The following is a 22940-nucleotide window of genomic DNA, read 5'->3' as shown; positions in this document are numbered from 1 at the left end:
GAAAAAACATTCGGCTAACTACCCGTTTTGCTCCGTAGATCTACCTATTCCGACCATTCCAGCTAGGAATGGCTACCCATTAATGGCGCGTAATAATGGATCAGTAATGCCAGCGAGCTCACCTCCAGCTTGGCAAAGATATTGGCGCGGTGAGCCTCCACGGTTCGCGGTGACAGCGACAAAATATGTGCAATTTGTTTGCTGGTCTCCCCCTGAATAATCAGGGCAGCCACTTCTCGCTCGCGGGCAGAGAGTTGGCTGAGCAACTGCTGATAGCCTGTCTGCAGTTGCTGTGTTGTCAGCGCCTGCTCATGTTGCTCTAGTGCCAGACTGACGGTTTCGATCAGTACATCAGCATCAATGGGTTTGGTCAGAAACTCCAATGCACCACCCTTAAAGGCGCGACGGCATAACTCAATGTTGCCGTGCCCGGTCATTATGATGACCGGTAGCGAGCTATCACGAGACTGAATGGCTTCCAATACTGCTATCCCACTTTTACCCGGCATTCTGATGTCCACCAGCACACAGCTGGGTTGGGTGATCGCTAAGGTGTCGAGGAAATCCTGACCGTTGCTGAATGCTTTAACCTCCCAGCCCATGGTGGCGAGTAGCGCGGCGAGTGCGGCGCGTACCCCCTCATCGTCATCAATCAGATAAATATGTTTAGTCATGGGGTCTCCCTGCTGAATTTATGGGAAAAGTCAGGGTAAAGCAGGCGCCCCCCTGTTCACTGTTTCCTGCTTTTATGTCGCCTCCCATTCGTTGCACCAATGTTTCGCACAGGGTCAGCCCCAGTCCCAATCCGCTCTCGCGGGTGGTATAGAAAGGGGTAAACAGATTGTCCAACTGCTGTTGGCTTAGCCCTGAGCCATTATCTTCGATTTGGATAACCCACTGTTTTGGCTGATGGTTAACCCGAAAATAGACTGTCGGTGCGGGCGTATCTTGCAGCGCGTGAATCGCATTGCTGAGCAAATTATGAAAAACCTGCTCCAGCCAGAGCGGATCACTCTGGAGCGGCGGTAAATGGGCGGGGATGTCGCTGTGCACCCTCAGGTTGGCGGCGGTAACTTCTTGTTTTAACAGCATATTAACCCGCTGCCAGACATCTGCCACCATCACCGGTTGTAAGTTGACCTGCCCACGGCTGAGCAGTGTTCGTAGGCGGTCGAGCAGCGCGGCGATGCGCTTAATCTGCTCAACCGAGGCCACCAGTAATGGCGCGACTTTTTCATCCTGCGGCGGTAATAGTCGCAGCGCGGTCTGGTTATAAGTCAGGGTGGCGGTGAGTGGCTGATTCAACTCATGGGCGATGCCGGTGGCAATCTCCCCCATGGCATTGAGTCTGGCTTGATCGGCGAATTTGGCCCGTTGTTCGGCGTGCAAGCGGTACTGGGCCAACTGTTGCCAGCGGTGCCAACCATACAAGGCAGCGGCGGTGATCAGTGAGAGTAGCAAGGCGGTTAACCAAGGTAAATTACGCCAAATCGGGGTGGCATGGCCGATTAAGGTGAAGGATTGCGCCCCCTCTCCCAGCGGTTTTTGCCACTGCCAGAAACTTTCAGGTGTTGAATGGCCCAGCACCGCGAGTTGATGCTGCTGATAGCGCAAGACCACGCTGTCAAAATTAGCGGGCAAACCCACCACTTGCAGCAAGCGCTGGCCGTTAACCTGCAAGCCACTGCCATTGTAGGAGTTAGATAAGCGGTAATCGCCGCCCTGAATATGCAGGCTGAGCTGGCCTGGTTTTGAATGGTCGGCCGCTGTTTGGCTGATGGCCGCCAGTTGCGGTAAGTGGCGCTGTAGTTGCGTCAGTTGGCTCGGTTCCAGCGTCAAAAACAGAATCGCCTGCTGCTGGGCCAGTTGTTGGCTCAGTTCGCGGTGAGTGATGCGAAAATCCGCCTCACGTTCGGCTTGTTGTGTGTTTAGCCCGTACCAACCCAGCCAAAGTGTGGATATCAGGGTCAGGGTCAACCAGACAGTGATTTTAATGGCCATCGGTCAGCAGCATCCGCAAAAGAGAGTGGCAAGTGTGGGTAGAGAGTGGCTCCCCAGTGCCCGTAGGTTTGTGGGGAGCGTTAGAATTACTGGGGTAAGGGCTTACTTACTTCACGCGAACACGATCAATGTAAGTGGCGAAGGCCGCCAACTGGCCGCTCAGGAAATCCAGTGTCCCTTGCTCGATCAACTCTTTGGCTTGCTCATCCACTTTGGATTGAATCACTCCGCCCATAAATTCAGGCTTATTCATCACCATCGCATCGAGGAACACCAAAATCTGGCGCAGATGATATTGGCAACGTGCGCCACCCACAGGCCCCATTGAGCTGGTTTGGATCGCCACCGGTTTACCCGCCAGCGGTTGATTGGGTAAACGGGATAGCCAGTCGATCGCATTCTTTAAGCCGCCGGGGACAGAATAGTTATATTCCGGCGTCACGATAATCACGCCATCCGCCTGACGGATTTGCTCAGCAATGGCCTGAACCGTTGTTGGGAAGCCATCTTCCTGTTGTACGTCAGCATCATAAAGCGGAATGTCGCGAATAGACGGCAGGGCTTCGATGGTGACGCCGGCGGGCGCTAATTTAGGCAGCGCGCGGGCTACCATGGCATTGTAAGAACCACTGCGCAGGCTACCCAGCAGGGTAACGATTTTAAGGGGTTGCTGTGACATGACATACTCCCATTCAGTAAATGAATATACCCGTCATACTTCAAGTGGCATGTGCGTTGGTTGCACTCGAATGACTTAGGGTCGTAACAGGGTTTCCCCCCCAGAGTAGGACAAACTTGCGCGAGATAACAATGACTATCTGCCGCCAGCCCCCTGAAAATTTCACTTAACTCTTTGTCAGCCGCGGATTAATTACACTGAAATTGTGATCGCCGGAGAGAAACGGAAAAATCGTTTCAATCCGTTATCAAGTCTGCGCGTGGAATGCCGTTAATAGATCTGGAGCTATCCAGCTCTCTGACATTGAGCGACACGATAATGCTAAAAACCACTCAAGCCCGATTCACCTTACTCGTTAGTGCGTTTTTCATTCTTTTGCTAGTCATCACCGTGGTGGTTATTCAGCTGTTTATCACACCACAACTTAAACAATCTGAAAGCACGATTGTCGGTAATAGCGTTGACCAAATTGCGACGGCCATCACCGCGCAAATGAATAAAGTTGAAGCCCAAGCCCGCAGTATTACTCAGGCGGTTGCCATTATGGACAGCAATACTATCGACCCATTATTACCGGGGTTGGTGGATCAATACGGCGACAGCAATGTATTTGGCGGCGGTATTTGGCCTCTGCCCAATAAACGTGAGCCAGGGGTGACTAAATTCAGTACCTTTTTTGCCCGTAATGGGGAAAACAAGCTAACAGTTAACACCCACTGGAACTCCCCAGAATCGCAAAACTACTTTGAGCAGTCGTGGTACAAAGATGGCTTAAATGCGCCGAAAGGCTTCTGCGCTTGGGCTAAAGCCTATCAAGATGATGCCAGTCCACAGCCGAGAACCAACTGCGCGATGGCGATTTATAAAGGCGGTGAGGCATATGGTGTTTCAACCATTGACGTCACTTTAGGTTTCTTTAACCGCTTGGTTAAAGAGATGGAGCAGAAAGTGAACGGCACCATTCTGATTGTCGAAGCGGATGGCAAGATTGTGGGCAGCAGCGCTTTGGCTGACGGCAAAGCAGAGCTAAAAAATCTGTCTGATTTTGCGGGTAGTTTGCCGATGGCTGCCGAGACACAGCGGTTGTTGCCGCAAATGAAAGAGCAAAAAGCGCTAGAAAGCGAATTTGATGTCGATGGCACCTCGCACACCCTGTTTATCCGCCCGATCGCCAATAGCCCGTGGTATTTGGTCACTGACCTGCCAACGAGCTTATTGGTTAAACAGAGTCACAGCATCCTGATGCATCTGGGATTGGTGCAGATTCCGATCATGTTGTTGCTGCTGCTATTCCTGGTGTTCTCCATCCGCGTCTTTATGAAGCGCTTAGCGAATTTGAAAGAGAATATCACCGCATTGTCTGCGGGCGGGGCGGATTTAACTCAGCGCTTGCCGGAGAGCAGCAGTCCGGAGTTCAATGCCATTAACCAGAGTTTCAATGCCTTTATCGACTATTTGCAGCAAATGATGCGTCAAGTCGGTGAGAGCAGTCTGGCGATTGCCTCGGCATCACGTGAGATTGCCAGCGGCAATCTGGACTTGTCTGCCCGTACCGAGGATCAAGCCAGTTCAATTGAAGAGACGGCGGCTTCGATGGATGAGTTGACCAGTACCGTGAAACAAAATGCGGATAACGCCAGCCATGCCAACCAATTGGCGATGGAGGCTTCCGCTGTGGCGGTAAAAGGCAGTACGGTCGTGAAAAAAGTGGTGGATACCATGGGTTCCATCAATCATTCATCGAAGAAAATCGTCGATATCATCAGTGTGATTGACAGCATTGCCTTCCAAACCAATATCTTGGCGCTGAATGCGGCGGTAGAGGCCGCCAGAGCCGGTGAGCAGGGTCGTGGTTTTGCGGTGGTGGCATCGGAGGTGCGTAATTTGGCGCAGCGTTCGGCAACCTCCGCGCGCGAGATTAAAAAGCTGATTGAAGATTCGGTGTCTGATATTGCGATTGGTACCGGTTTAGTGGCTGATGCGGGTACTACCATGGATGATTTGATGAGTGGCGTTTCCAATGTGGCGGCATTGATGAATGAGATTATGTCATCCAGCCAAGAGCAGAGTTTGGGTATTGAGCAGGTTAATTTGGCAATTAATCAGTTAGATAACTCGACTCAGCAAAATGCGGCGCTGGTGGAGCAAGTGGCGGCAGCAGCTCAAGCCATGCAGGATCAAACCTTGCAGTTGGAGAATGTGATTAGCGGATTTAAGGTTTAATGCACGGCTGTGACTTATTTGAAAAATGAGTGAGTGTGTGAAGGGGAAGGGGGACTGCACCTAGGGGCGCTTCGGTGGCTTACGTCACTATGCCCCAACGGCAGGTTTCCCCCTTTCATTTTACTTTAGACGTCAGTCCGGAGACGGGTGCTCCGGCGGCTCACGCCGCTACGCCTCATTCGGCACATTTCCCCGCTTATCAACGGATCATCAGTCTCGGATTTTTACGCATTATTTATTCGCGGCGAATTTTACTGGCAAATAAATTGCCCAGTGATTGGATAAGTTGCACGGTGATAATTAAGACAATGGCGGTGGTGACTGTCACAAAAGTATCAAAACGCTGATAACCATAAGTGATGGCTAAATCCCCGATCCCCCCACCACCGACTGTCCCCGCCATTGCCGTTGCACCAATCAAACCAATGGTGGCGGTGGTCAGGGCCAATATTAACGATGATAAGGCTTCGGGTAACAGAAAATACCAAATCGCCTGTAAAGGGGTCGCGCCCATTGATTTTGCCGCTTCCAAAATACCGGGATTCACATCCAGTAATGAGTTCTCTACCAGCCGACCAATATAGGGCGCGATAAAAATAATCAACGGTACAATCGCTCCCGGTGTCCCGATAGTGGTATTCACAATCAAGCGGGTGAGCGGAATAATCGCCACCATCAGAATAATAAAGGGCAGTGATCGGATGATATTGATGACCGGATTGAGAATATTATAAAAGGCGCGGTTTTTAATTAACCCGCCCGGACGGGTCACTACCAATAATATCCCCAGGGGTATACCAATAAGAGAACCGATCACCAATGAGATACTGACCATCACCAGTGTGTCGTGCAGCGCTTGAACAAATTGGTCCAGTGTAATGGCGGTTTCGATCATCAATTTATTTCCTGTATATCAATACCGGTCCCTGTCAGATAACTGACGGCGTCATCAATGGTGTGATTCTCACCGGTTAATAACAGCACCATGTGGCCGAGAGTGGTGTCCTGTATCTCTGACATGTTGGCAAACAGAATATTAACGCCAATGTCATACTGCTTGATGAGCTGATTGATCACCGGTTGAGTGGCGATTGAACCCATAAAGGCTAATCGGAATTGGCGACCTGCATGGCTGTTATCCAACAGCTTTTTTACGCTCTCGGGTAAACTGTCTTTTATGACGGTGCGGACGAAATTAAGGGTAGTGGGGTGCGTCGGATGACCAAACACCGTTAATACGGATCCTTGCTCAATAATTTGGCCGTTCTCCATAACCGCCACCTTATTGCATATTTTTTGAATCACTGACATTTCATGGGTAATCAGCAAAACCGTAATGTTGTATTGCTGGTTGATTTTCTTCAGCAATAATAAAATCTGGGCGGTGGTTTGTGGATCCAGTGAAGAAGTGGCCTCATCACATAATAGAATCGACGGATTGGTTGCCAGTGCGCGGGCAATACCCACTCGTTGTTTCTGGCCACCCGATAATTCGTTAGGGAAGCTGTGGCTTTTATCGCCTAAACCGACAAAATCTAACAGTTCAGCGACGCGATCCTGAATGAATTTTTTGTTTTTTCCTAATAGAATTAGCGGCATAGCCACATTTTTAAAAACTGTCTTTGATTCCAGTAAATTGAAATTTTGGAATATCATGCCAATATTTTTTTTCAGCAGCCGGAGCTGCTCATGACTAAAATCATGCAGGTTCTTACCATCAATAATGACATTACCTGATGTCGGGCTCTCCAGCGAGTTGACCATCCGCAATAAGGTGCTTTTCCCTGCACCGCTATAACCGATGATGCCAAATATATCGCCATCTTCGACGGTTAAATTGACATTATTCAATGCCTGTAGCTTGATACCTTTGCGCTCAAAGGTTTTAGAAATATGCTGAAGCTCAATCATCAGGTTATCCCGTTAGTTCAGATAATCAGGCAGCATATAACCGCTATATTTTTCGTTTTCTAGAATATATTTTTTGAACTCAGGCGAGTGATATCCAGCAATAATATCTTTGGCAAACTCAGCATCTTTATTTTTACCGGCCACGGTCACTACATTAACAAATTGCGTAGTGGGTTTTTCAAGTTGCAGAGCGGAGGTGAGTTTGATTCCGTTGGATACGGCAAAATTACCCTGAATAGCACCAAAATCGACATCAGGCAGCGCCCTGACTTGCTGGGCATTATCCATCTCTTTGATCACTAGATGATACGGATTTTCCGCAATATCCTTCTGTGAGAAGGTCGCTGGATCAATTCTCTCTTTCAGCTTTATCCAGCCAATAGATTGCAGCAAGAGTGCCGCACGATACTCATTTGAGGGTTGGTTTGGGACGGAAATCCATGCACCATCTTTGGGCTTATCTTCTTTCTGATGCTGATTGGAATATAGCCCCATAGGCGGCGTTGGCACCTGAACAATACCTGTATTATCAATACGTAACCGGTCATTTATGGCTTGCAGATAAATCGGATGCTGCATGATATTGCCATCAATTTCACCGGTACTGACAGCATTATTGACCTGGATGCCATCATTGAAATCTTTATATTCAATGCGGTAGCCTTTGTTTATCAGATAGGGGGCCACGCCCTTTTCGAATTGTTCTTTATAAGGGCCGGGATTAAATCCTAATTTAATTAATTTCTGCTCCTCACTGTGAGCGTTCAGTGACGTTAAAATAATTAAGCTAAGGAGAGGCGCTGCCAGTGAAGATATTCTCATCATCATTTCCCTGTGGAGTAAATATTAATTCAGTATCTAAAGGAGAATTTATTCACAAGGTTGCAGGTGATTGCGTTTGTGGTAAACGAAGAATATAGACTTAGCTTATCTATTATAAAGCTATAGCACTATCAGGAAAGTATAAGGGCGGGGAGTCATAAGAAGATGATTAACCCACTGCGCTGTGGTGTTGCAGCGCAGCGGGTTTGAGTACGGTAAACCTGAGTTTAGCCCTGAATCAGATTCGGGATTTTTACGTCAGGGTTAACATCGGCGTCATAGTCCACACCGTCGACTGAGAAACCGAACAGATTGAGGAATTCGGTTTTATAGCCAACGAAATCAGTCAGTTGATAGATGTTGTCATTAGTGACTTGATCCCACAACTGCTGCACCTGGCTTTGAACTTCAGGAGCCAGCTCTTTGTAGTCAGCGCGCAGACGGCCCTCTTGGTCCATATGTGGCGCGTTACCACACAGGCTGTCTTTATACAGCGAATAGACCTGCTCGATACAACCTTCGTGAGTGCCTTTCTCTTTCATCACTTTGAATAACAGTGACAAATAGAGTGGCATCATTGGAATGGCAGAGCTGGCTTGGGTCACAACAGCTTTCAGCACAGACACACGGGCATCGCCGCCGCCGTGGGCTGCCAAGCTATCGCGGATAGCCAATACTTTTTGGTCCAGATCCTTTTTAGCTGCGCCAATGGAACCGTTCCAGTAGATATCATGGGTGATTTTCTCGCCCAAGTAGGTGAAGGCAGTGGTTTGTGCACCTTCAGCCAACACACCTGCTTCCAACAGTGCATCAATCCACATCTGCCAGTCTTCGCCGCCCATGACCGCGACCGTGTTGTCGATCTCTTCTTGGGTTGCCGGTTGCAGCACGGCTTCTTTGATCACTTCTTTATCGGTATCAAGACCACGGAATTTAACTTCATGGCCGATAGGTTTCAGTGTGGAGTTAAACACTTCGCCAGTTTTCGGGTGAGTACGACGTGGCGAGGCCAGGCTGTAGATCACCTGATCAACTTGACCTAAATCTTGTTTGATCGCGTCAATGGTCAGTTGCTTAATCTGATCGGAGAAAGCATCGCCATTGATGCTCTTCGCGTACAGGCCTTTTTGCTCGGCAAACTTATGGAACGCCGCGCTATTGTACCAACCAGAGGTTGCTGGTTTGTTCTCTTCACCAGGACGTTCAAAGAAAACACCCAGGGTATCGGCACCACAACCAAATGCTGCTGTAATGCGAGCTGCCAGCCCGTATCCAGTTGACGCACCAATCACTAATACTCGTTTTGGGCCGTTAGCGATTGGGCCTTCTGCGGTGACATAATCGATTTGCTTTTTGACGTTGGCTTCACAGCCCGCCGGGTGAGCAGTCACACAGATAAAGCCGCGTACACGTGGTTTTATAATCATGGATACCTCAAATTTAGGGATAGAGTTAAGTGTTCGAGCCACTGTGCAGTACTGATTTTGATAGCTCAAGCCGCTGCACAGTTCAGACACATAGAGCAAGATTATCAAAATTAGCGATAATCTGCTCTCGCGCTAGCGAATTACACTCATTTTCCGATACAAAAACTGGAGAAAATGCGCCCCAGTAAGTCATCCGAGCTAAATTCACCGGTAATTTCACTCAATGACTGTTGTGCTAAACGTAATTCTTCCGCCAGTAGTTCACCGGCGTAAGCGCTTACTAACTGTTCATTGCCCTGTACCAAATGCTGTGCGGCTGTTTCCAGTGCCTGCAAATGGCGGCGGCGAGCCAGAAAACCGCCTTCCGTGTTGCTGGTAAAGCCCATACTCTGCTTCAAGTGGTTACGCAGCAGGTCAATACCCTCGCCAGTTCGGGCGGACAAGCGAATTAGTGAGTGACCATTCACTTCTGTTAGCCCTAACGTCTCACCGGTGATATCCGCTTTATTACGCACTACAGTGATAGGGAGTGTCGAGGGCAAACGCGCCATAAACTCCGGCCAAATCGCGGCGGGCTCGGTGGCATCTGTGGTGGTGCCATCAACCATAAACAGCACTCGGTCGGCTTGTTCAATCTCATGCCACGCCCGTTCGATACCAATGCGCTCAACTTCGTCACTGGCTTCGCGTAAACCGGCGGTGTCGATGATATGCAGTGGCATCCCATCGATATGAATATGTTCCCGTAATACATCACGGGTGGTTCCGGCAATATCGGTGACAATCGCGGCTTCACGGCCTGCTAACGCATTGAGCAGACTAGATTTACCGGCGTTAGGGCGACCTGCAATTACCACTTTCATCCCTTCGCGCAGCAAACTGCCTTGGCGCGCTTCAGTGCGCACCTGTTCCAGGTCGGCCATCACGCCGTTCAACTGGCCTTCAATCTTGCCGTCAGAAAGGAAGTCAATTTCCTCATCTGGGAAGTCAATGGCAGCCTCGACGTAGATTCGCAGGTGAGTAAGTGCTTCCACCAATTGATGGATACGAAGGGAAAATGCTCCCTGCAATGAGTTCACCGCCGAACGCGCGGCTTGCTCTGAGCTGGCATCAATCAGGTCGGCAATCGCCTCTGCTTGTGCCAAATCCAGCTTGTCGTTGAGGAATGCGCGCTCAGAGAACTCACCCGGACGGGCAATCCGCAGCCCTGGCAGGGCTAGAATGCGTTTTAACAGCAGATCCAGTATTACCGGGCCGCCGTGACCTTGCAGTTCCAGCACGTCCTCGCCAGTGAAGGAGTTCGGGCCGGGGAAGTAGAGAGCAATACCTTGATCCAGCGTACTGCCATCGACGTCTTTAAACGGCAGGTAATCGGCATAACGTGGTTTGGGTAATTTACCCAAAACCGCCTGCGCGACGGCAGCGGCGGCACGACCAGAAACACGTAAAATACCCACGCCACCACGGCCTGGCGGCGTTGCTTGTGCGACGATAGTATCAGTGGCGCTCATGGTTGTTTCTCTCTTTAACTTATTGTTTTTGCACAAGCCTGAATCACTAAAATCAGGCTTCTGTAAAAAGAATAAGGCGGTCATATTGACCGCCTTGAGCTTGCTGACAAATCTCATTTATAGCTTGGTGACTGGCGGGGCGACTGCACCGATGGGCGCTCCGACGGCTTACGCCGTGACGACCCATTCGTCACATTTCCCCGCTAATCAACTTTGTCAACGGTCTGCTTGATACCCTGCTGACTTGACGTTACCGCGTTGTGAGTGGTTTATCTACTCGGCCCATCCTTGGGCTTTACCGCTGCAACTCCAATTAATTTGGGTATCTCTCTATTAAGACTGTTTTTTCTTATCGCGGCTGTGTAAGCCACGTTTTTCCAGACCACGATAAATCAACTGCTGTTGCAGGATGGTCACCAGGTTACTGACGATATAGTACAGAACCAGACCCGCCGGGAACCACAGGAAGAACACAGTGAAGATGACTGGCATGAAAGTCATGATCTTCTGCTGCATCGGGTCAGTCACGGTGGTTGGTGACATCTTCTGAATGAAGTACATGGTGATACCCATCAGAATTGGCAGAATGTAGTACGGGTCTTGTGCTGACAGGTCATGAATCCACAAGATGAACGGCGCGTGGCGCAATTCAACCGAGCTCATCAACATGTAGTACAACGCCAGGAAGATTGGCATCTGAATGACCAGCGGTAAGCAGCCACCCAGTGGGTTAACCTTCTCAGCTTTGTACAGCGCCATCATTTCCTGACTCATACGTTGCTTATCGTCGCCGATACGCTCACGCATGGCAGCCAGTTTAGGCTGTAGCAAACGCATTTTCGCCATCGAGGTGTATTGCGCCTTCGTCAGCGGGTACATGATACCGCGCACGATAAAGGTGATAACAATGATGGAGAAGCCCCAGTTACCGACAAAACTGTGAATGAATTTCAGCAGTTTGAACAGTGGCTGAGAGATAAACCATAACCAACCATAATCAACCGTCAGATCCAGATGTGGCGCGATGGCCGCCATTTTGTCCTGAATTTCCGGGCCAACCCACAAGGTGGCACCCAGTTGTTTCTGCTCACCGGGTTGAATGACGACAGGCGTACCTTTGAAGCCGATAGCAGCCAGACCGTTACCCAAGTCAGCGGAGTAGAAGGTGTTGGTTTCGTTAGCCGCTGGGATCCACGCCGTTGCGAAATACTGCTGCAACATCGCAACCCAGCCACCTTTGGTGGAGATGTCTAAACTTTTGTCTTCAATGTCACTAAAGCTGTATTTTTTATATTTAGTGTCATCAGAAGAGTAAGCCGCACCACGATAAGTATGCAGCGCAAAGTTATTGCTGCCGGTATCACGGTGTTTAGGCAAGTTGATGCTTTGCTTCAATTGGCCAAACAGCGTCAGTTCCAATGGGGCATCTGAGGCGTTTTTAACGTGATAATCCACGCCAATGGCGTAATCGTTACGTTTTAGCACGAAAGTTTTGGTGAAAACGGAGCCGTCTTTGCCGGTGAAGGTCAATGGAATGCGCAGTTCGTCCTGACCATCAGCTAATACAAAGCTGGTCTGTGGCGCTTCAAATAGCGGGCGCTCACCGTTAGCTGGATTATCCGGGCCGCTTTTGCCTGTCAAGCCGCTTTGCGCCTGATAAACGAAAGCTGGAGTGGTTTCCAGTAATTCGAAAGTTTTGTCTGAACCCAGAGCATCCGGGTAAGCCAGCAGGTTAGCCTGCTCGATGTCACCGCCACGGGTATTAATGGTCAGAGACAGCACATCAGTTTTTACAGTAATCAGTTGACCCTGACCACTGGCTGGCACGGCCTGACTTGCTTTATCACCGGTAGCAGTATTCGCAGTCTGTTGCGTGGTCTGGGCCGCAGGTTGTGGATTGTTATCCACTTGCCAGGCTTGCCAGATCATGAAAGACACGAACAGCAGAGCGATGAGTAGAAGATTGCGTTGCGAATCCATCGTTAGTGTTCTCTGTTATCGTCGGGTTTCGGCGGCACGGGATCATCGCCACCTGGGTTCAAAGGGTGGCATTTTAATACGCGTTTCAGTGTTAACCAACTGCCTTTTATCATGCCAAACCGGCGCAATGCCTCAATTCCGTAATGAGAGCACGTCGGATGGAAACGACAACGCGGCCCCAACAGCGGACTTATCACGAGCTGATAGCCCCTGATTAGCCCGATCAGGATGCGGGAGCCTGGCGACAGTGGCGACGCCATAATTTTTCCAAAGCTTCCGTCAACGCACGGTTATCGAGGTCAGCCACACCCTTTTTCACCAAAACGACAAAATCCATAGACGGTAACGTGTGCTGATGCAAACGGAAGCTTTCGCGGGTTAGGCGCTTTATCCGATTACGTTCGTGAGCACGTTTGACATGTTTTTTGGCGACGGTAAGACCGATGCGGGGATGCCCCAGCTCGTTCAGGCGGCCGAGGATGGTGATTTGCGGCGTGCCAGCCCGTAGTGGCTGCTGGAAGACGAAAGTGAAATGACTGGGAGTTAACAAACGTAACTCCCTAGGAAATGCTAGCTTAACCACTGAGATGGTTAGCTTTTATTACTTAGAAACAGTCAGACGAGAACGGCTTTTCGCACGACGGCGAGCCAGAACTAGACGACCATTTTTGGTGGCCATACGAGCACGGAAACCGTGGCTACGGTTGCGCTTCAATACGGACGGTTGGAAAGTGCGTTTCATAGCGATTTCTACCTAAACTTAAAATAATTACTGATTCAGTAAACGCGTTTGGCTGCTCGGAGTGAAGACACCGACGCCTCAATCGCAACATATAAAGAAGCGGGATTGTAATAATTGTACAGTCCTGAGTCAATTGACATTGCGCACGCCCGCACAGAAGTTTTCTGTATCGGGAGTTTACCAAGAGCCTGTCCGTGTTTACTGCTGGTCTCTTTTTGACCGAGGCCATCAAGATAACAGTCATCACACGTAGGGCTGAGGATTATACGGACTCCCGAATAAATCGCAAGGATCGCCGTGAGATCCTTTGTGGAATAATGGGGATCAGTTGCCGGAAAAGGGGAAGGTGATACCAGTATAATCTGAAATATTTCGGGATCCTTGACGATGAGGCGCACGAAAAGCTGTGCGCTGGGTTACACTCCCAGCAGAAGTTATGCCCTGTGGATAAAAAGGATCTAATCTGTGAGGAAGGGGAGGATCTATTGCTCCTTTTGCGCTATGATCCGCCATTCCGATCGCATCTATTACTCTGGGATCACTACTCCGGGATCTTGGGGAGATGTTAGTCGTAAAAACAACCGAAAAACGGTTCGCATGTCACCTTGGCTTGCTACAGGCCATATTGGCGTGTGTCAAAAACGATGAGTTGCAAAAATCCTGATTTCTTTCTTTTATTGATCTTGTTCGAGTGGAGTCCGCCGTGTCACTTTCGCTTTGGCAGCAGTGTCTTGCCCGATTGCAGGATGAGTTACCTGCCACAGAATTTAGTATGTGGATACGCCCCCTACAGGCGGAACTGAGTGACAATACTCTGGCGCTTTACGCACCTAATCGCTTTGTGCTGGACTGGGTCCGTGATAAGTACTTAAACAATATCAATGGCTTACTCAATGACTTTTGTGGCAGCGAGGTTCCCTTACTGCGTTTTGAAGTTGGGAGTAAACCAGCGGTAAGAGCAGCACAAAGTCATCCAGTTACAGCCAGCGTTAGCGCGCCTGTCGCTCCGGTTACCCGCAGCGCCCCTGTGCGTCCAAGTTGGGACAGTTCACCCGCTCAGCCTGAACACTCTTACCGTTCGAATGTTAACCCGAAGCACACATTTGATAACTTCGTTGAGGGTAAATCGAACCAACTGGCCCGTGCAGCAGCACGTCAGGTGGCTGATAATCCGGGCGGAGCGTACAACCCGTTATTCCTCTATGGCGGTACAGGTTTGGGTAAAACTCACCTGTTACATGCGGTGGGGAATGGCATCATGGCCCGTAAAGCCAATGCCAAAGTGGTTTACATGCATTCAGAGCGTTTTGTGCAAGATATGGTCAAAGCCTTGCAGAACAACGCGATAGAAGAGTTTAAGCGCTATTATCGTTCGGTTGATGCACTGTTAATCGATGATATTCAGTTCTTTGCCAATAAAGAGCGTTCGCAGGAAGAGTTTTTCCACACCTTTAATGCCTTGCTGGAAGGTAATCAGCAGATCATTCTGACGTCAGATCGCTATCCAAAAGAGATCAATGGCGTAGAAGATCGCCTAAAATCGCGGTTTGGCTGGGGCCTAACGGTGGCGATCGAGCCGCCGGAACTGGAAACCCGAGTCGCGATCCTGATGAAGAAAGCGGATGAAAATGATATTCGCTTGCCAGGTGAGGTTGCGTTCTTTATTGCCAAGCGTCTGCGTTCTAACGTGCGTGAGCTGGAAGGAGCATTGAATCGTGTGATCGCTAACGCCAATTTTACTGGCCGGGCAATCACCATTGATTTTGTGCGCGAAGCGCTGCGCGACTTACTGGCATTGCAGGAAAAGCTGGTGACTATCGATAATATTCAAAAGACTGTCGCAGAATATTATAAAATTAAGGTCGCTGACCTGCTCTCCAAACGGCGTTCACGTTCGGTAGCCCGCCCACGCCAAATGGCGATGGCGCTGGCGAAAGAGCTAACCAACCACAGCCTGCCTGAAATCGGCGATGCGTTTGGTGGCCGCGACCATACCACGGTGTTGCACGCTTGCCGCAAGATTGAGCAATTGCGTGAGGAAAGTCACGACATCAAAGAAGATTTCTCTAACTTAATCAGAACATTATCCTCCTAGCGCTATGAAATTTATCATTGAACGTGAGCATCTGCTAAAACCGCTGCAACAGGTCAGTAGCCCGCTGGGTGGACGCCCTACGTTGCCTATTTTGGGTAACTTGTTGCTGCAAGTGACGGAAGGTTCTTTGCGCCTGACCGGGACCGATCTGGAGATGGAGATGGTGGCCTGTGTTGCCCTGTCCCAGCCCCATGATCAGGGTGCTACAACAGTGCCCGCACGGAAGTTTTTTGATATCTGGCGTGGTTTGCCGGAAGGGGCTGAGATTACCGTTGCATTAGATGGCGATCGCCTATTGGTGCGCTCTGGTCGCAGCCGCTTCTCGTTATCCACCTTACCGGCGGTAGACTTTCCGAATCTGGATGACTGGCAGAGTGAAGTTGAATTCACTTTACCGCAAGCCACTTTGAAGCGTCTGATTGAGTCCACTCAGTTCTCGATGGCCCATCAGGATGTGCGCTATTACTTGAACGGCATGCTGTTTGAAACCGAAGGCGAAGAGTTGCGCACTGTCGCGACAGATGGTCACCGTTTGGCGGTATGCTCAATGCCGATTGGCCAGACGCTGCCGTCACATTCGGTGATCGTGCCACGTAAAGGCGTGATGGAGCTGGTGAGGTTACTGGATGGTGGTGATACGCCACTGCGCCTGCAAATTGGCAGTAATAACATCCGCGCCCATGTCGGTGATTTTATTTTCACCTCCAAGCTGGTTGATGGCCGCTTCCCTGATTATCGCCGCGTATTGCCGAAAAATCCGGACAAAACGCTGGAAGCGAGCTGTGATTTGCTGAAACAAGCTTTTGCTCGAGCGGCTATCTTGTCTAACGAGAAGTTTCGTGGCGTTCGGCTCTATGTTAGCCAAAATCAGCTCAAGATCACCGCTAATAACCCTGAGCAGGAAGAAGCGGAAGAGATCCTCGATGTCAGCTACGATGGGACGGAAATGGAGATCGGTTTCAACGTCAGCTATGTGCTTGATGTGCTTAACGCACTGAAGTGCGAAGATGTGCGCCTGTTACTGACTGATTCGGTTTCCAGTGTGCAGATCGAAGATGGTGCTAGTCAGGCCGCGGCCTACGTTGTCATGCCAATGCGGTTGTAATATTTATCGGGCTATCTTACTTGCCCCTTTGCGATTGGGCAGTGCTCGCCATCCTCACGTACAATAAGTACGCTCCGGTGGCTGTGCGCTGGCCGCACGCAAATGGCCTGCGACGATAACGCCCTTGATAGTTTGATTACTTCGATAATGAAGAAATTTGCAGCATGGCTTTGACGCGTTTACTGATTAAAGATTTTCGAAATATCGAATCGGCAGACTTGGCGCTGGCGTCGGGTTTTAATTTTCTAGTTGGCCCCAACGGCAGTGGCAAAACCAGTGTGTTGGAGGCGATTTATACCTTGGGTCATGGCCGCGCTTTTCGTAGTTTGCAGGCCGGTCGCGTGATACGTCACGACTGTGCTGAGTTTGTGCTGCATGGGCGGGTTGATGTGAATGAACGTGAATCATCGGTCGGCCTGAGTAAAAGCCGGCAAGGTGATAGCAAAGTGCGTATCGATGGCACTGACGGTCATAAAGTGGCTGAATTGGCGCAAATGCTGCCGATGCAGCTGATTACCCCCGAGGGCTTTACGTTATTGAATGGCGGGCCAAAATTTCGGCGCGCTTTTCTAGACTGGGGTTGCTTTCATAACGAACCCGGTTTTTTTACGGCCTGGAGCAACCTGAAAAGGTTACTTAAGCAGCGTAATGCCGCGCTGCGCCAGGTTAGTCGCTATGCGCAAATCCGACCATGGGATCAAGAAATCATCCCACTGGCTGAGCGTATTAGCGAGTGGCGGGCGGCATACAGTGACGCAATTGCGGCAGATATTTCAGCCACATGCGCCCTGTTCCTGCCAGAGTTCGCCCTGAGTTTCTCTTTCCAGCGCGGCTGGGATAAAGAGAGCGACTACGGTGAGTTGCTGGAACGCCAGTTTGAGCGTGACAGAGCGCTAACCTATACCGCCATCGGGCCACATAAAGCGGATTTCCGCATTCGGGCCGATGGTACGCCGGTAGAAGATTTGCTATCGCGCGGTCAGCTAAAACTGCTGATGTGCGCACTGCGGTTAGCGCAGGGTGAGTTTCTCACCCGACAGAGCGGGCGGCGTTGCCTGTATCTGCTTGACGATTTTGCTTCCGAATTAGACACCGGCCGTCGTCGTTTATTGGCCGAGCGTTTGAAAGCGACCCAGGCCCAAGTTTTTGTCAGCGCAGTCAGCGCTGAGCAAGTGGCCGACATGGTAGGCGAAAAGGGCAAGATGTTCCGCGTGGAACATGGCAAAATAGAGGTTCAACCACAGGATTAAAAATGAGCGAGAAACGTTGATGTCGAATACTTATGACTCCTCAAGTATCAAGGTATTAAAAGGGCTGGATGCGGTTCGTAAGCGTCCGGGCATGTATATCGGTGATACTGATGACGGTACCGGTCTGCACCACATGGTATTCGAGGTTGTGGACAACGCTATCGACGAAGCCCTCGCTGGCCACTGTAAAGAAATTATCGTCACCATCCATTCCGATAACTCGGTTTCTGTACAGGATGATGGCCGTGGTATCCCAACCGGTCTACATGAAGAGGAAGGGGTATCCGCAGCTGAGGTCATCATGACCGTGCTGCATGCTGGCGGTAAGTTTGATGATAACTCTTACAAAGTTTCCGGCGGTTTGCATGGCGTGGGTGTATCAGTCGTTAACGCCCTGTCTGAGAAACTGGAGCTGGTGATCCGCCGTGAAGGTAAAGTTCACGAGCAGACTTACAAAATGGGTGTGCCGCAGGCACCGCTGAAAGTGGTAGGTGAAACGGATCTGACCGGGACTACCGTGCGTTTTTGGCCGAGTTTCCAGACCTTCACCAATAACACCGAATTCCAGTATGAGATGCTGGCTAAACGTCTGCGAGAGCTGTCATTCCTGAACTCCGGTGTTTCCATCAAGCTGAAAGACAAGCGCAACGACAGAGAAGATCACTTCCATTACGAAGGTGGTATCAGGGCGTTTGTTGAGTATCTGAGCAAAAACAAAAACCCGATCCACCCGAAAGTGTTCTACTTCTCCACCGTGAAGGATGACATCGGTGTGGAAGTGGCCTTGCAGTGGAACGATGGTTTCCAAGAGAACATTTACTGCTTTACCAACAACATTCCACAGCGTGATGGTGGTACCCATTTGGTTGGTTTCCGTACGGCGATGACCCGTACGCTGAACAGCTACATGGATAAAGAAGGCTACAGCAAAAAAGCGAAAATCAGTGCCACCGGTGATGATGCCCGTGAAGGTCTGATTGCCGTGGTTTCGGTGAAAGTGCCAGATCCTAAGTTCTCCTCACAGACCAAAGATAAATTGGTCTCTTCTGAGGTGAAAACGGCGGTTGAAACACTGATGAACGAGAAGCTGGTTGAGTATTTGCTGGAAAACCCAACTGACGCCAAAATCGTTGTCGGTAAAATCATTGACGCAGCCCGCGCCCGTGAAGCTGCGCGTAAAGCGCGTGAAATGACTCGCCGTAAAGGTGCGTTGGACTTGGCTGGCCTGCCGGGCAAACTGGCTGACTGTCAGGAACGTGACCCAGCGTTGTCCGAACTCTACTTAGTGGAAGGGGACTCTGCGGGCGGCTCTGCGAAACAAGGCCGTAACCGTAAAAACCAGGCCATTTTACCGCTAAAAGGTAAAATCCTGAACGTTGAGAAAGCGCGCTTTGACAAAATGCTCTCTTCGCAAGAAGTGGCAACGTTGATCACCGCGCTGGGCTGTGGCATTGGTCGGGATGAATATAACCCGGACAAATTGCGCTATCACAATATCATTATCATGACCGATGCCGACGTCGATGGTTCTCACATCCGTACGTTGTTGTTGACCTTCTTCTATCGTCAGATGCCGGAAATTATTGAGCGTGGTCATGTGTTTATCGCTCAGCCGCCACTGTACAAAGTGAAGAAAGGCAAGCAAGAGCAATACATCAAAGATGATGATGCGATGGAAGAGTACCAGATGTCGCTGGCACTGGATGGTGCAGCACTGCACATCAATGCCCATGCACCCGCACTGGCAGGTGAGCCATTAGAAAGATTGGTTGCTGAGCATTACAGTGTTCAGAAAACTATCGCCCGCATGGAACGCCGTTTCCCGCGTGCTCTGCTGAATAACCTGATTTATCAGCCCACTCTGCTAGAAGAAGATTTGAGCAATAAAGAGGTTGTGACGCAGTGGATTGATTCGCTGGTGGTCTTGCTGAACGAGAAAGAGCAACACGGCAGCAGCTACAGTTCAGTGGTGCGTGAAAACCGTGAGCGTCAGTTGTTCGAGCCTATTTTGCGTATCCGTACCCACGGTGTGGATACTGACTATGAGCTGGACTTTGATTTCATCCACGGTGGCGAATATCGCAAAATCTGTCTGTTGGGCGATAAGTTGCGTGGCTTAATCGAAGAAGACGCCTTTGTTGAACGTGGCGAGCGCCGTGTACCGGTTTCAAGCTTCGAAGATGCACTGGATTGGTTAGTGAAAGAGTCCCGTCGTGGCCTGGCAATTCAGCGCTATAAAGGTTTGGGTGAAATGAACCCAGAACAGCTGTGGGAAACTACGATGGACCCAGCCAGTCGTCGTATGCTGCGAGTGATGGTCAAAGATGCTATTGCCGCAGATCAACTGTTCACCACCCTGATGGGTGACGCGGTTGAACCTCGTCGTGCCTTTATCGAAGAGAATGCGCTGCGTGCAGCCAACATCGATATCTAATCTGCGGATAAGATAAGCGATAAAAAATCCAGAGCAGGCAACTGTCTCTGGATTTTTTTTGCCTGAAAACAGCCCCTATCGCCGTAACCATTGTACGGCACACAGACTTACTAGCATTTGAGCGCTGAATCGCGTTAGCATGAGGTATTAGTTAAATAAATCTGAGGACTCTATGGCTATTGAATTGATCGCTATCGATATGGACGGCACGTTACTGAATCCGCAGCATGAAATCACACCACGGGTAAAGCAGGCCATTGATGCTGCTCGAGCGAAAGGTGTTTGCGTGGTATTGGCCACGGGTCGGCCTTATATCGGGGTCCAACGTTATTTACGCGAACTAAATATGGAGAACAGTGGCGATTATTGCATCAGCAATAATGGTGCATTGGTCCAAAAAGCCGCCACTGGTGAATGTATTTTGCAGGAAACCCTCAGTTTCGAAGATTATCTCTATTTTGAAGCTTTATCGCGCAAAATGGGCGTCAGTTTCCAGGCTTTTGATTTTGATACCTTATATACCGCCAACAAAGACATCAGCAAATACACCCTGCATGAAGTGTTATTGACCGGTATCCCATTGAAATATCGTGCTGTGGAAGAGATGGACCCGACATTGCGCTTCCCGAAAGTGATGATGATTGATGAGCCTGAAATGCTGGATCGTGCATTAGCGATGATGCCTGCCGAGGCTTTCGAGCGTTTCACCATTATGAAGAGTGCACCTTTCTACCTGGAAATTTTGAGTAAGCGTGTCGATAAGGGAACCGGCGTGAAAATGCTGGCTGACCATTTAGGCATCGCACAAGAAAATGTGATGGCGTTGGGTGATCAGGGTAATGATATCGCGATGGTTAATTACGCTGGCGTGGGAGTGGCGATGGGGAATGCTATTCCTGAGCTAAAAGAGATTGCGCAGTTTATTACCACGACGAATAGTGAAGAGGGTGTGGCAGTGGCAATTGAGAAGTATGTCGTGTGATTATCGAGTCGGGCCGCTGCCGCTGGTGGCCCGGAAGAGGAGATTTACGAGTAACACTTTAAGGGATATGAATATTTGCTGACGCCGCCGCGCTTGATATTCAGCCGCTCATCATCCATCACAAAACCTTTAATCAGATATTCCTGCAAGGTTTGCGTAGCCCACTGGCGGAACTGCTTGGCACGACCCAATCAGCGGTATCTCAATGGGAGGCCGTAGATTCTTGCCCACAGAAGAAAACCAGAGAGCAACTCGCCGCGATTTATAACTGCCGAGCGGCGCAGATGATTTTGTGAGACCAACTTTGGCGGAAGACCACAGGAGTCGAACCTGCCGAGGACCGCTGGCGGCCCCATCTGGATTTGAAGTCCAGCCGCCCCACCGGGGACGATGATCTTCCATAGATATGCATTATCTAAGTCGGTGATTATAGCGCGTTTATTGTATGGCGCTATCCATTCGATAGAGATGGTGAATAAATGGCTTTATTGCATTAACGGAAGTCAGTCAGCAACCGTGGTGTTGTCGCAGAATAAGTGCAGCCTGTTGCCAGACTGCACTTATATCCAACTAAGGGGGTCAGTCCGTAATAGCTCTCAACGCAATGCCTGAAGAATATGATAGGCAGCTTGCACGCGGACAGGATTAGGGTAGTTCTTGTTAGCTAACATCACTATGCCAATATTCTCCTCTGGGATGAAGACAATATAAGCCCCAAAACCATTGGTAGCACCAGTCTTATGCACCCAAGATGCCGGTATTGCAGGCTGTGCAGGCTCCAGTGCCTCAACCTTACGCGGTTTCAACGCGATATCATTGCCACTGTCGGCAATGACTCTCTGTGGATTGATAGGCCAGTTGTACATTTCCCACCCCAACCCCTGGAACATCTCTCCCGCCTGAAAATAGCGAGACTGGGATGCGATGATCGCTTGTTTTAACTTATCGTTACCGGCAGGTAAGCTGTCTGGGTCCATATTGGCCTGCATAAATCTCACCATATCTTGCGAGGTGGATTTCACTCCATAGGCTTCTTCACCCAGCATGCCCAATGTGACACGTACCGGCTGACCATCCTTATAGCCCCACGCATAGCTTGACTGCATGGATTCAGGGACAGTGATAAAAGTATGTTTCAGTTGTAATGGCTGGAACACATTTTTCGTCATGTAGTTTTCAAATGTTAACTGACTTTTCTTCACCGCCAGCGCACCAAATAAACCAATGCTGGCATTAGAGTAATTTCGCATTACCCCTGGAGCCCATTGTGGCTGCCATTGTTGATAATATTGCCATAATGATTTCTGGTCGGTGACCGAATCGGGGAGTTGAAGAGGAAGCCCGCCCGCAGTGTAGGTCGCCAGATGCAACATTTTCACCTGTTTCCACTGCTCCCCCGTTAGCTCAGAAGTGTATTCCGTCACGGGATCATTAAGGTTCATCATTCCGGTTTGCACGGCATACTCCCCGGCAACGCCGGTAAAGGTCTTACTCACCGAACCTAGCTCAAACAGGGTATTTTCGGTTACTCGGCGGCCAGTTTTTATATCCGCGACGCCATAGTTAAAAAATTGCGGCTTACCGTCATAAAATACCGCGACGGCCATACCGGGAATATCTTGTTTTTCGATCAACGGCGTAAGGGTGTTATTGACGATAGCTGCAACCTGCTGTTTCGTCAGGATTGTTTTTGCTGAGGTACAAAGTGGGAAAGCTGCGATGGCGGTAAAGACCAAAGTAGTGATTATAGACTTTTTCATCATTGGGGAATCTTCCAT

Annotated in this window: 19 protein-coding genes, 1 tRNA gene and 2 pseudogenes; 7 read left to right on the top strand and 15 right to left on the bottom strand. The window is 49.8% G+C overall.

Annotated features, from left to right (window positions below; translation table 11 throughout):
* Positions 1-62 precede the first annotated feature (62 nt).
* From ACZ76_RS08915 to ACZ76_RS08905, 3 genes are all read right to left on the bottom strand, one after another.
* Positions 63-674, bottom strand: a complete 612-nt coding sequence (locus ACZ76_RS08915; RefSeq protein WP_048618600.1) for a response regulator transcription factor — start codon at positions 672-674, stop codon at positions 63-65.
* Positions 667-2001, bottom strand: coding sequence for a sensor histidine kinase (locus ACZ76_RS08910; protein ID WP_048618597.1), 1335 nt, complete (start codon positions 1999-2001; stop codon positions 667-669). Before ACZ76_RS08910 ends, ACZ76_RS08915 begins: the two co-directional genes overlap by 8 nt.
* Before the next feature lie 106 nt (positions 2002-2107).
* Entirely contained in the window at positions 2108-2680 is a 573-nt protein-coding gene (locus ACZ76_RS08905) for an NADPH-dependent FMN reductase (protein WP_048618595.1), read from the bottom strand.
* A gap of 318 nt (positions 2681-2998) precedes the next feature.
* Between ACZ76_RS08905 and ACZ76_RS08900 the strand changes: the two genes are divergently transcribed.
* Positions 2999-4903 (top strand): methyl-accepting chemotaxis protein, encoded by a 1905-nt coding sequence (locus ACZ76_RS08900; protein WP_048618593.1) that lies wholly within the window; start codon positions 2999-3001, stop codon positions 4901-4903.
* A 235-nt stretch (positions 4904-5138) separates the two neighbouring features.
* On the opposite strand, the gene ACZ76_RS08895 is transcribed toward ACZ76_RS08900, so the two are convergent.
* From ACZ76_RS08895 to rpmH, 9 genes are all read right to left on the bottom strand, one after another.
* Positions 5139-5798, bottom strand: coding sequence for a methionine ABC transporter permease (locus ACZ76_RS08895; RefSeq protein ID WP_048618591.1), 660 nt, complete (start codon positions 5796-5798; stop codon positions 5139-5141).
* Positions 5798-6814: a methionine ABC transporter ATP-binding protein gene (locus ACZ76_RS08890; RefSeq protein WP_048618590.1), complete on the bottom strand. Its 1017-nt coding sequence runs from the start codon at positions 6812-6814 to the stop codon at positions 5798-5800. The genes ACZ76_RS08895 and ACZ76_RS08890 overlap by 1 nt, the downstream gene beginning before the upstream one ends.
* Positions 6815-6826: 12 nt before the next feature.
* Complete coding sequence (locus ACZ76_RS08885; RefSeq protein ID WP_048618588.1) at positions 6827-7636, bottom strand: MetQ/NlpA family ABC transporter substrate-binding protein; 810 nt, start codon at positions 7634-7636, stop codon at positions 6827-6829.
* A 227-nt stretch (positions 7637-7863) separates the two neighbouring features.
* The gene (gene fabV, locus ACZ76_RS08880; protein ID WP_048618587.1) at positions 7864-9063 is read right to left on the bottom strand and encodes an enoyl-ACP reductase FabV; all 1200 of its coding nucleotides are present in this window, start codon (positions 9061-9063) and stop codon (positions 7864-7866) included.
* Between the two features lie 146 nt (positions 9064-9209).
* Entirely contained in the window at positions 9210-10574 is a 1365-nt protein-coding gene (gene mnmE / locus ACZ76_RS08875; RefSeq protein ID WP_048620247.1) for a tRNA uridine-5-carboxymethylaminomethyl(34) synthesis GTPase MnmE, read from the bottom strand.
* Positions 10575-10907: 333 nt separating this feature from the next.
* Positions 10908-12554, bottom strand: a complete 1647-nt coding sequence (yidC, locus tag ACZ76_RS08870; protein ID WP_048618585.1) for a membrane protein insertase YidC — start codon at positions 12552-12554, stop codon at positions 10908-10910.
* A gap of 2 nt (positions 12555-12556) precedes the next feature.
* On the bottom strand, positions 12557-12814 hold the full coding sequence (gene yidD / locus ACZ76_RS18305) for a membrane protein insertion efficiency factor YidD (RefSeq protein ID WP_032906726.1): 258 nt from the start codon (positions 12812-12814) through the stop codon (positions 12557-12559).
* Positions 12778-13137 carry a ribonuclease P protein component gene (gene rnpA / locus ACZ76_RS08865; protein WP_032814795.1) on the bottom strand — a complete coding sequence of 120 codons (360 nt, stop codon included), beginning with the start codon at positions 13135-13137 and terminating at the stop codon, positions 12778-12780. The genes yidD and rnpA overlap by 37 nt, the downstream gene beginning before the upstream one ends.
* Positions 13138-13155: 18 nt before the next feature.
* On the bottom strand, positions 13156-13296 hold the full coding sequence (gene rpmH, locus ACZ76_RS17950) for a 50S ribosomal protein L34 (RefSeq protein ID WP_019212655.1): 141 nt from the start codon (positions 13294-13296) through the stop codon (positions 13156-13158).
* A 703-nt stretch (positions 13297-13999) separates the two neighbouring features.
* Here rpmH and dnaA point away from each other — a divergent pair.
* The 5 genes from dnaA to yidA all read left to right on the top strand — a co-directional run bounded on the left by dnaA (position 14000) and on the right by yidA (position 21162).
* Complete coding sequence (dnaA, locus tag ACZ76_RS08860) at positions 14000-15391, top strand: chromosomal replication initiator protein DnaA (protein WP_050126766.1); 1392 nt, start codon at positions 14000-14002, stop codon at positions 15389-15391.
* 4 nt (positions 15392-15395) lie between these two features.
* Positions 15396-16496 carry a DNA polymerase III subunit beta gene (dnaN, locus tag ACZ76_RS08855; RefSeq protein ID WP_048618582.1) on the top strand — a complete coding sequence of 367 codons (1101 nt, stop codon included), beginning with the start codon at positions 15396-15398 and terminating at the stop codon, positions 16494-16496.
* A 164-nt stretch (positions 16497-16660) separates the two neighbouring features.
* Complete coding sequence (gene recF, locus ACZ76_RS08850) at positions 16661-17746, top strand: DNA replication/repair protein RecF (protein WP_048618579.1); 1086 nt, start codon at positions 16661-16663, stop codon at positions 17744-17746.
* A gap of 19 nt (positions 17747-17765) precedes the next feature.
* Positions 17766-20180 carry a DNA topoisomerase (ATP-hydrolyzing) subunit B gene (gene gyrB / locus ACZ76_RS08845; protein WP_048618576.1) on the top strand — a complete coding sequence of 805 codons (2415 nt, stop codon included), beginning with the start codon at positions 17766-17768 and terminating at the stop codon, positions 20178-20180.
* A 172-nt stretch (positions 20181-20352) separates the two neighbouring features.
* Complete coding sequence (yidA, locus tag ACZ76_RS08840; protein ID WP_048618575.1) at positions 20353-21162, top strand: sugar-phosphatase; 810 nt, start codon at positions 20353-20355, stop codon at positions 21160-21162.
* A 101-nt stretch (positions 21163-21263) separates the two neighbouring features.
* On the opposite strand, the pseudogene rhuM reads toward yidA, so the two are convergent.
* Positions 21264-21347, bottom strand: a pseudogene (rhuM, locus tag ACZ76_RS19545) (RhuM family protein); the annotation flags it as partial.
* On the opposite strand from rhuM, the pseudogene ACZ76_RS18295 reads away from it, so the two are divergent.
* Positions 21327-21458 (top strand): annotated as a pseudogene (locus tag ACZ76_RS18295) (helix-turn-helix domain-containing protein); the annotation flags it as partial. The pseudogenes rhuM and ACZ76_RS18295 sit on opposite strands and share 21 nt — an antisense overlap.
* 9 nt (positions 21459-21467) lie before the next feature.
* Here the strand turns inward: ACZ76_RS18295 and ACZ76_RS19290 are convergent.
* Positions 21468-21562, bottom strand: a tRNA-Sec gene (locus tag ACZ76_RS19290).
* Positions 21563-21758: 196 nt separating this feature from the next.
* Positions 21759-22925 carry a class C beta-lactamase gene (gene ampC / locus ACZ76_RS08835; protein WP_071840539.1) on the bottom strand — a complete coding sequence of 389 codons (1167 nt, stop codon included), beginning with the start codon at positions 22923-22925 and terminating at the stop codon, positions 21759-21761.
* Between the last annotated feature and the right edge of the window lie 15 nt (positions 22926-22940).

It is taken from the genome of Yersinia aleksiciae, from assembly GCF_001047675.1.
Lineage (GTDB): Bacteria > Pseudomonadota > Gammaproteobacteria > Enterobacterales > Enterobacteriaceae > Yersinia > Yersinia aleksiciae.
The sequence above is the reverse complement of the archived record's forward strand: the minus strand, read 5'-3'. Positions and strand labels throughout refer to the sequence as shown.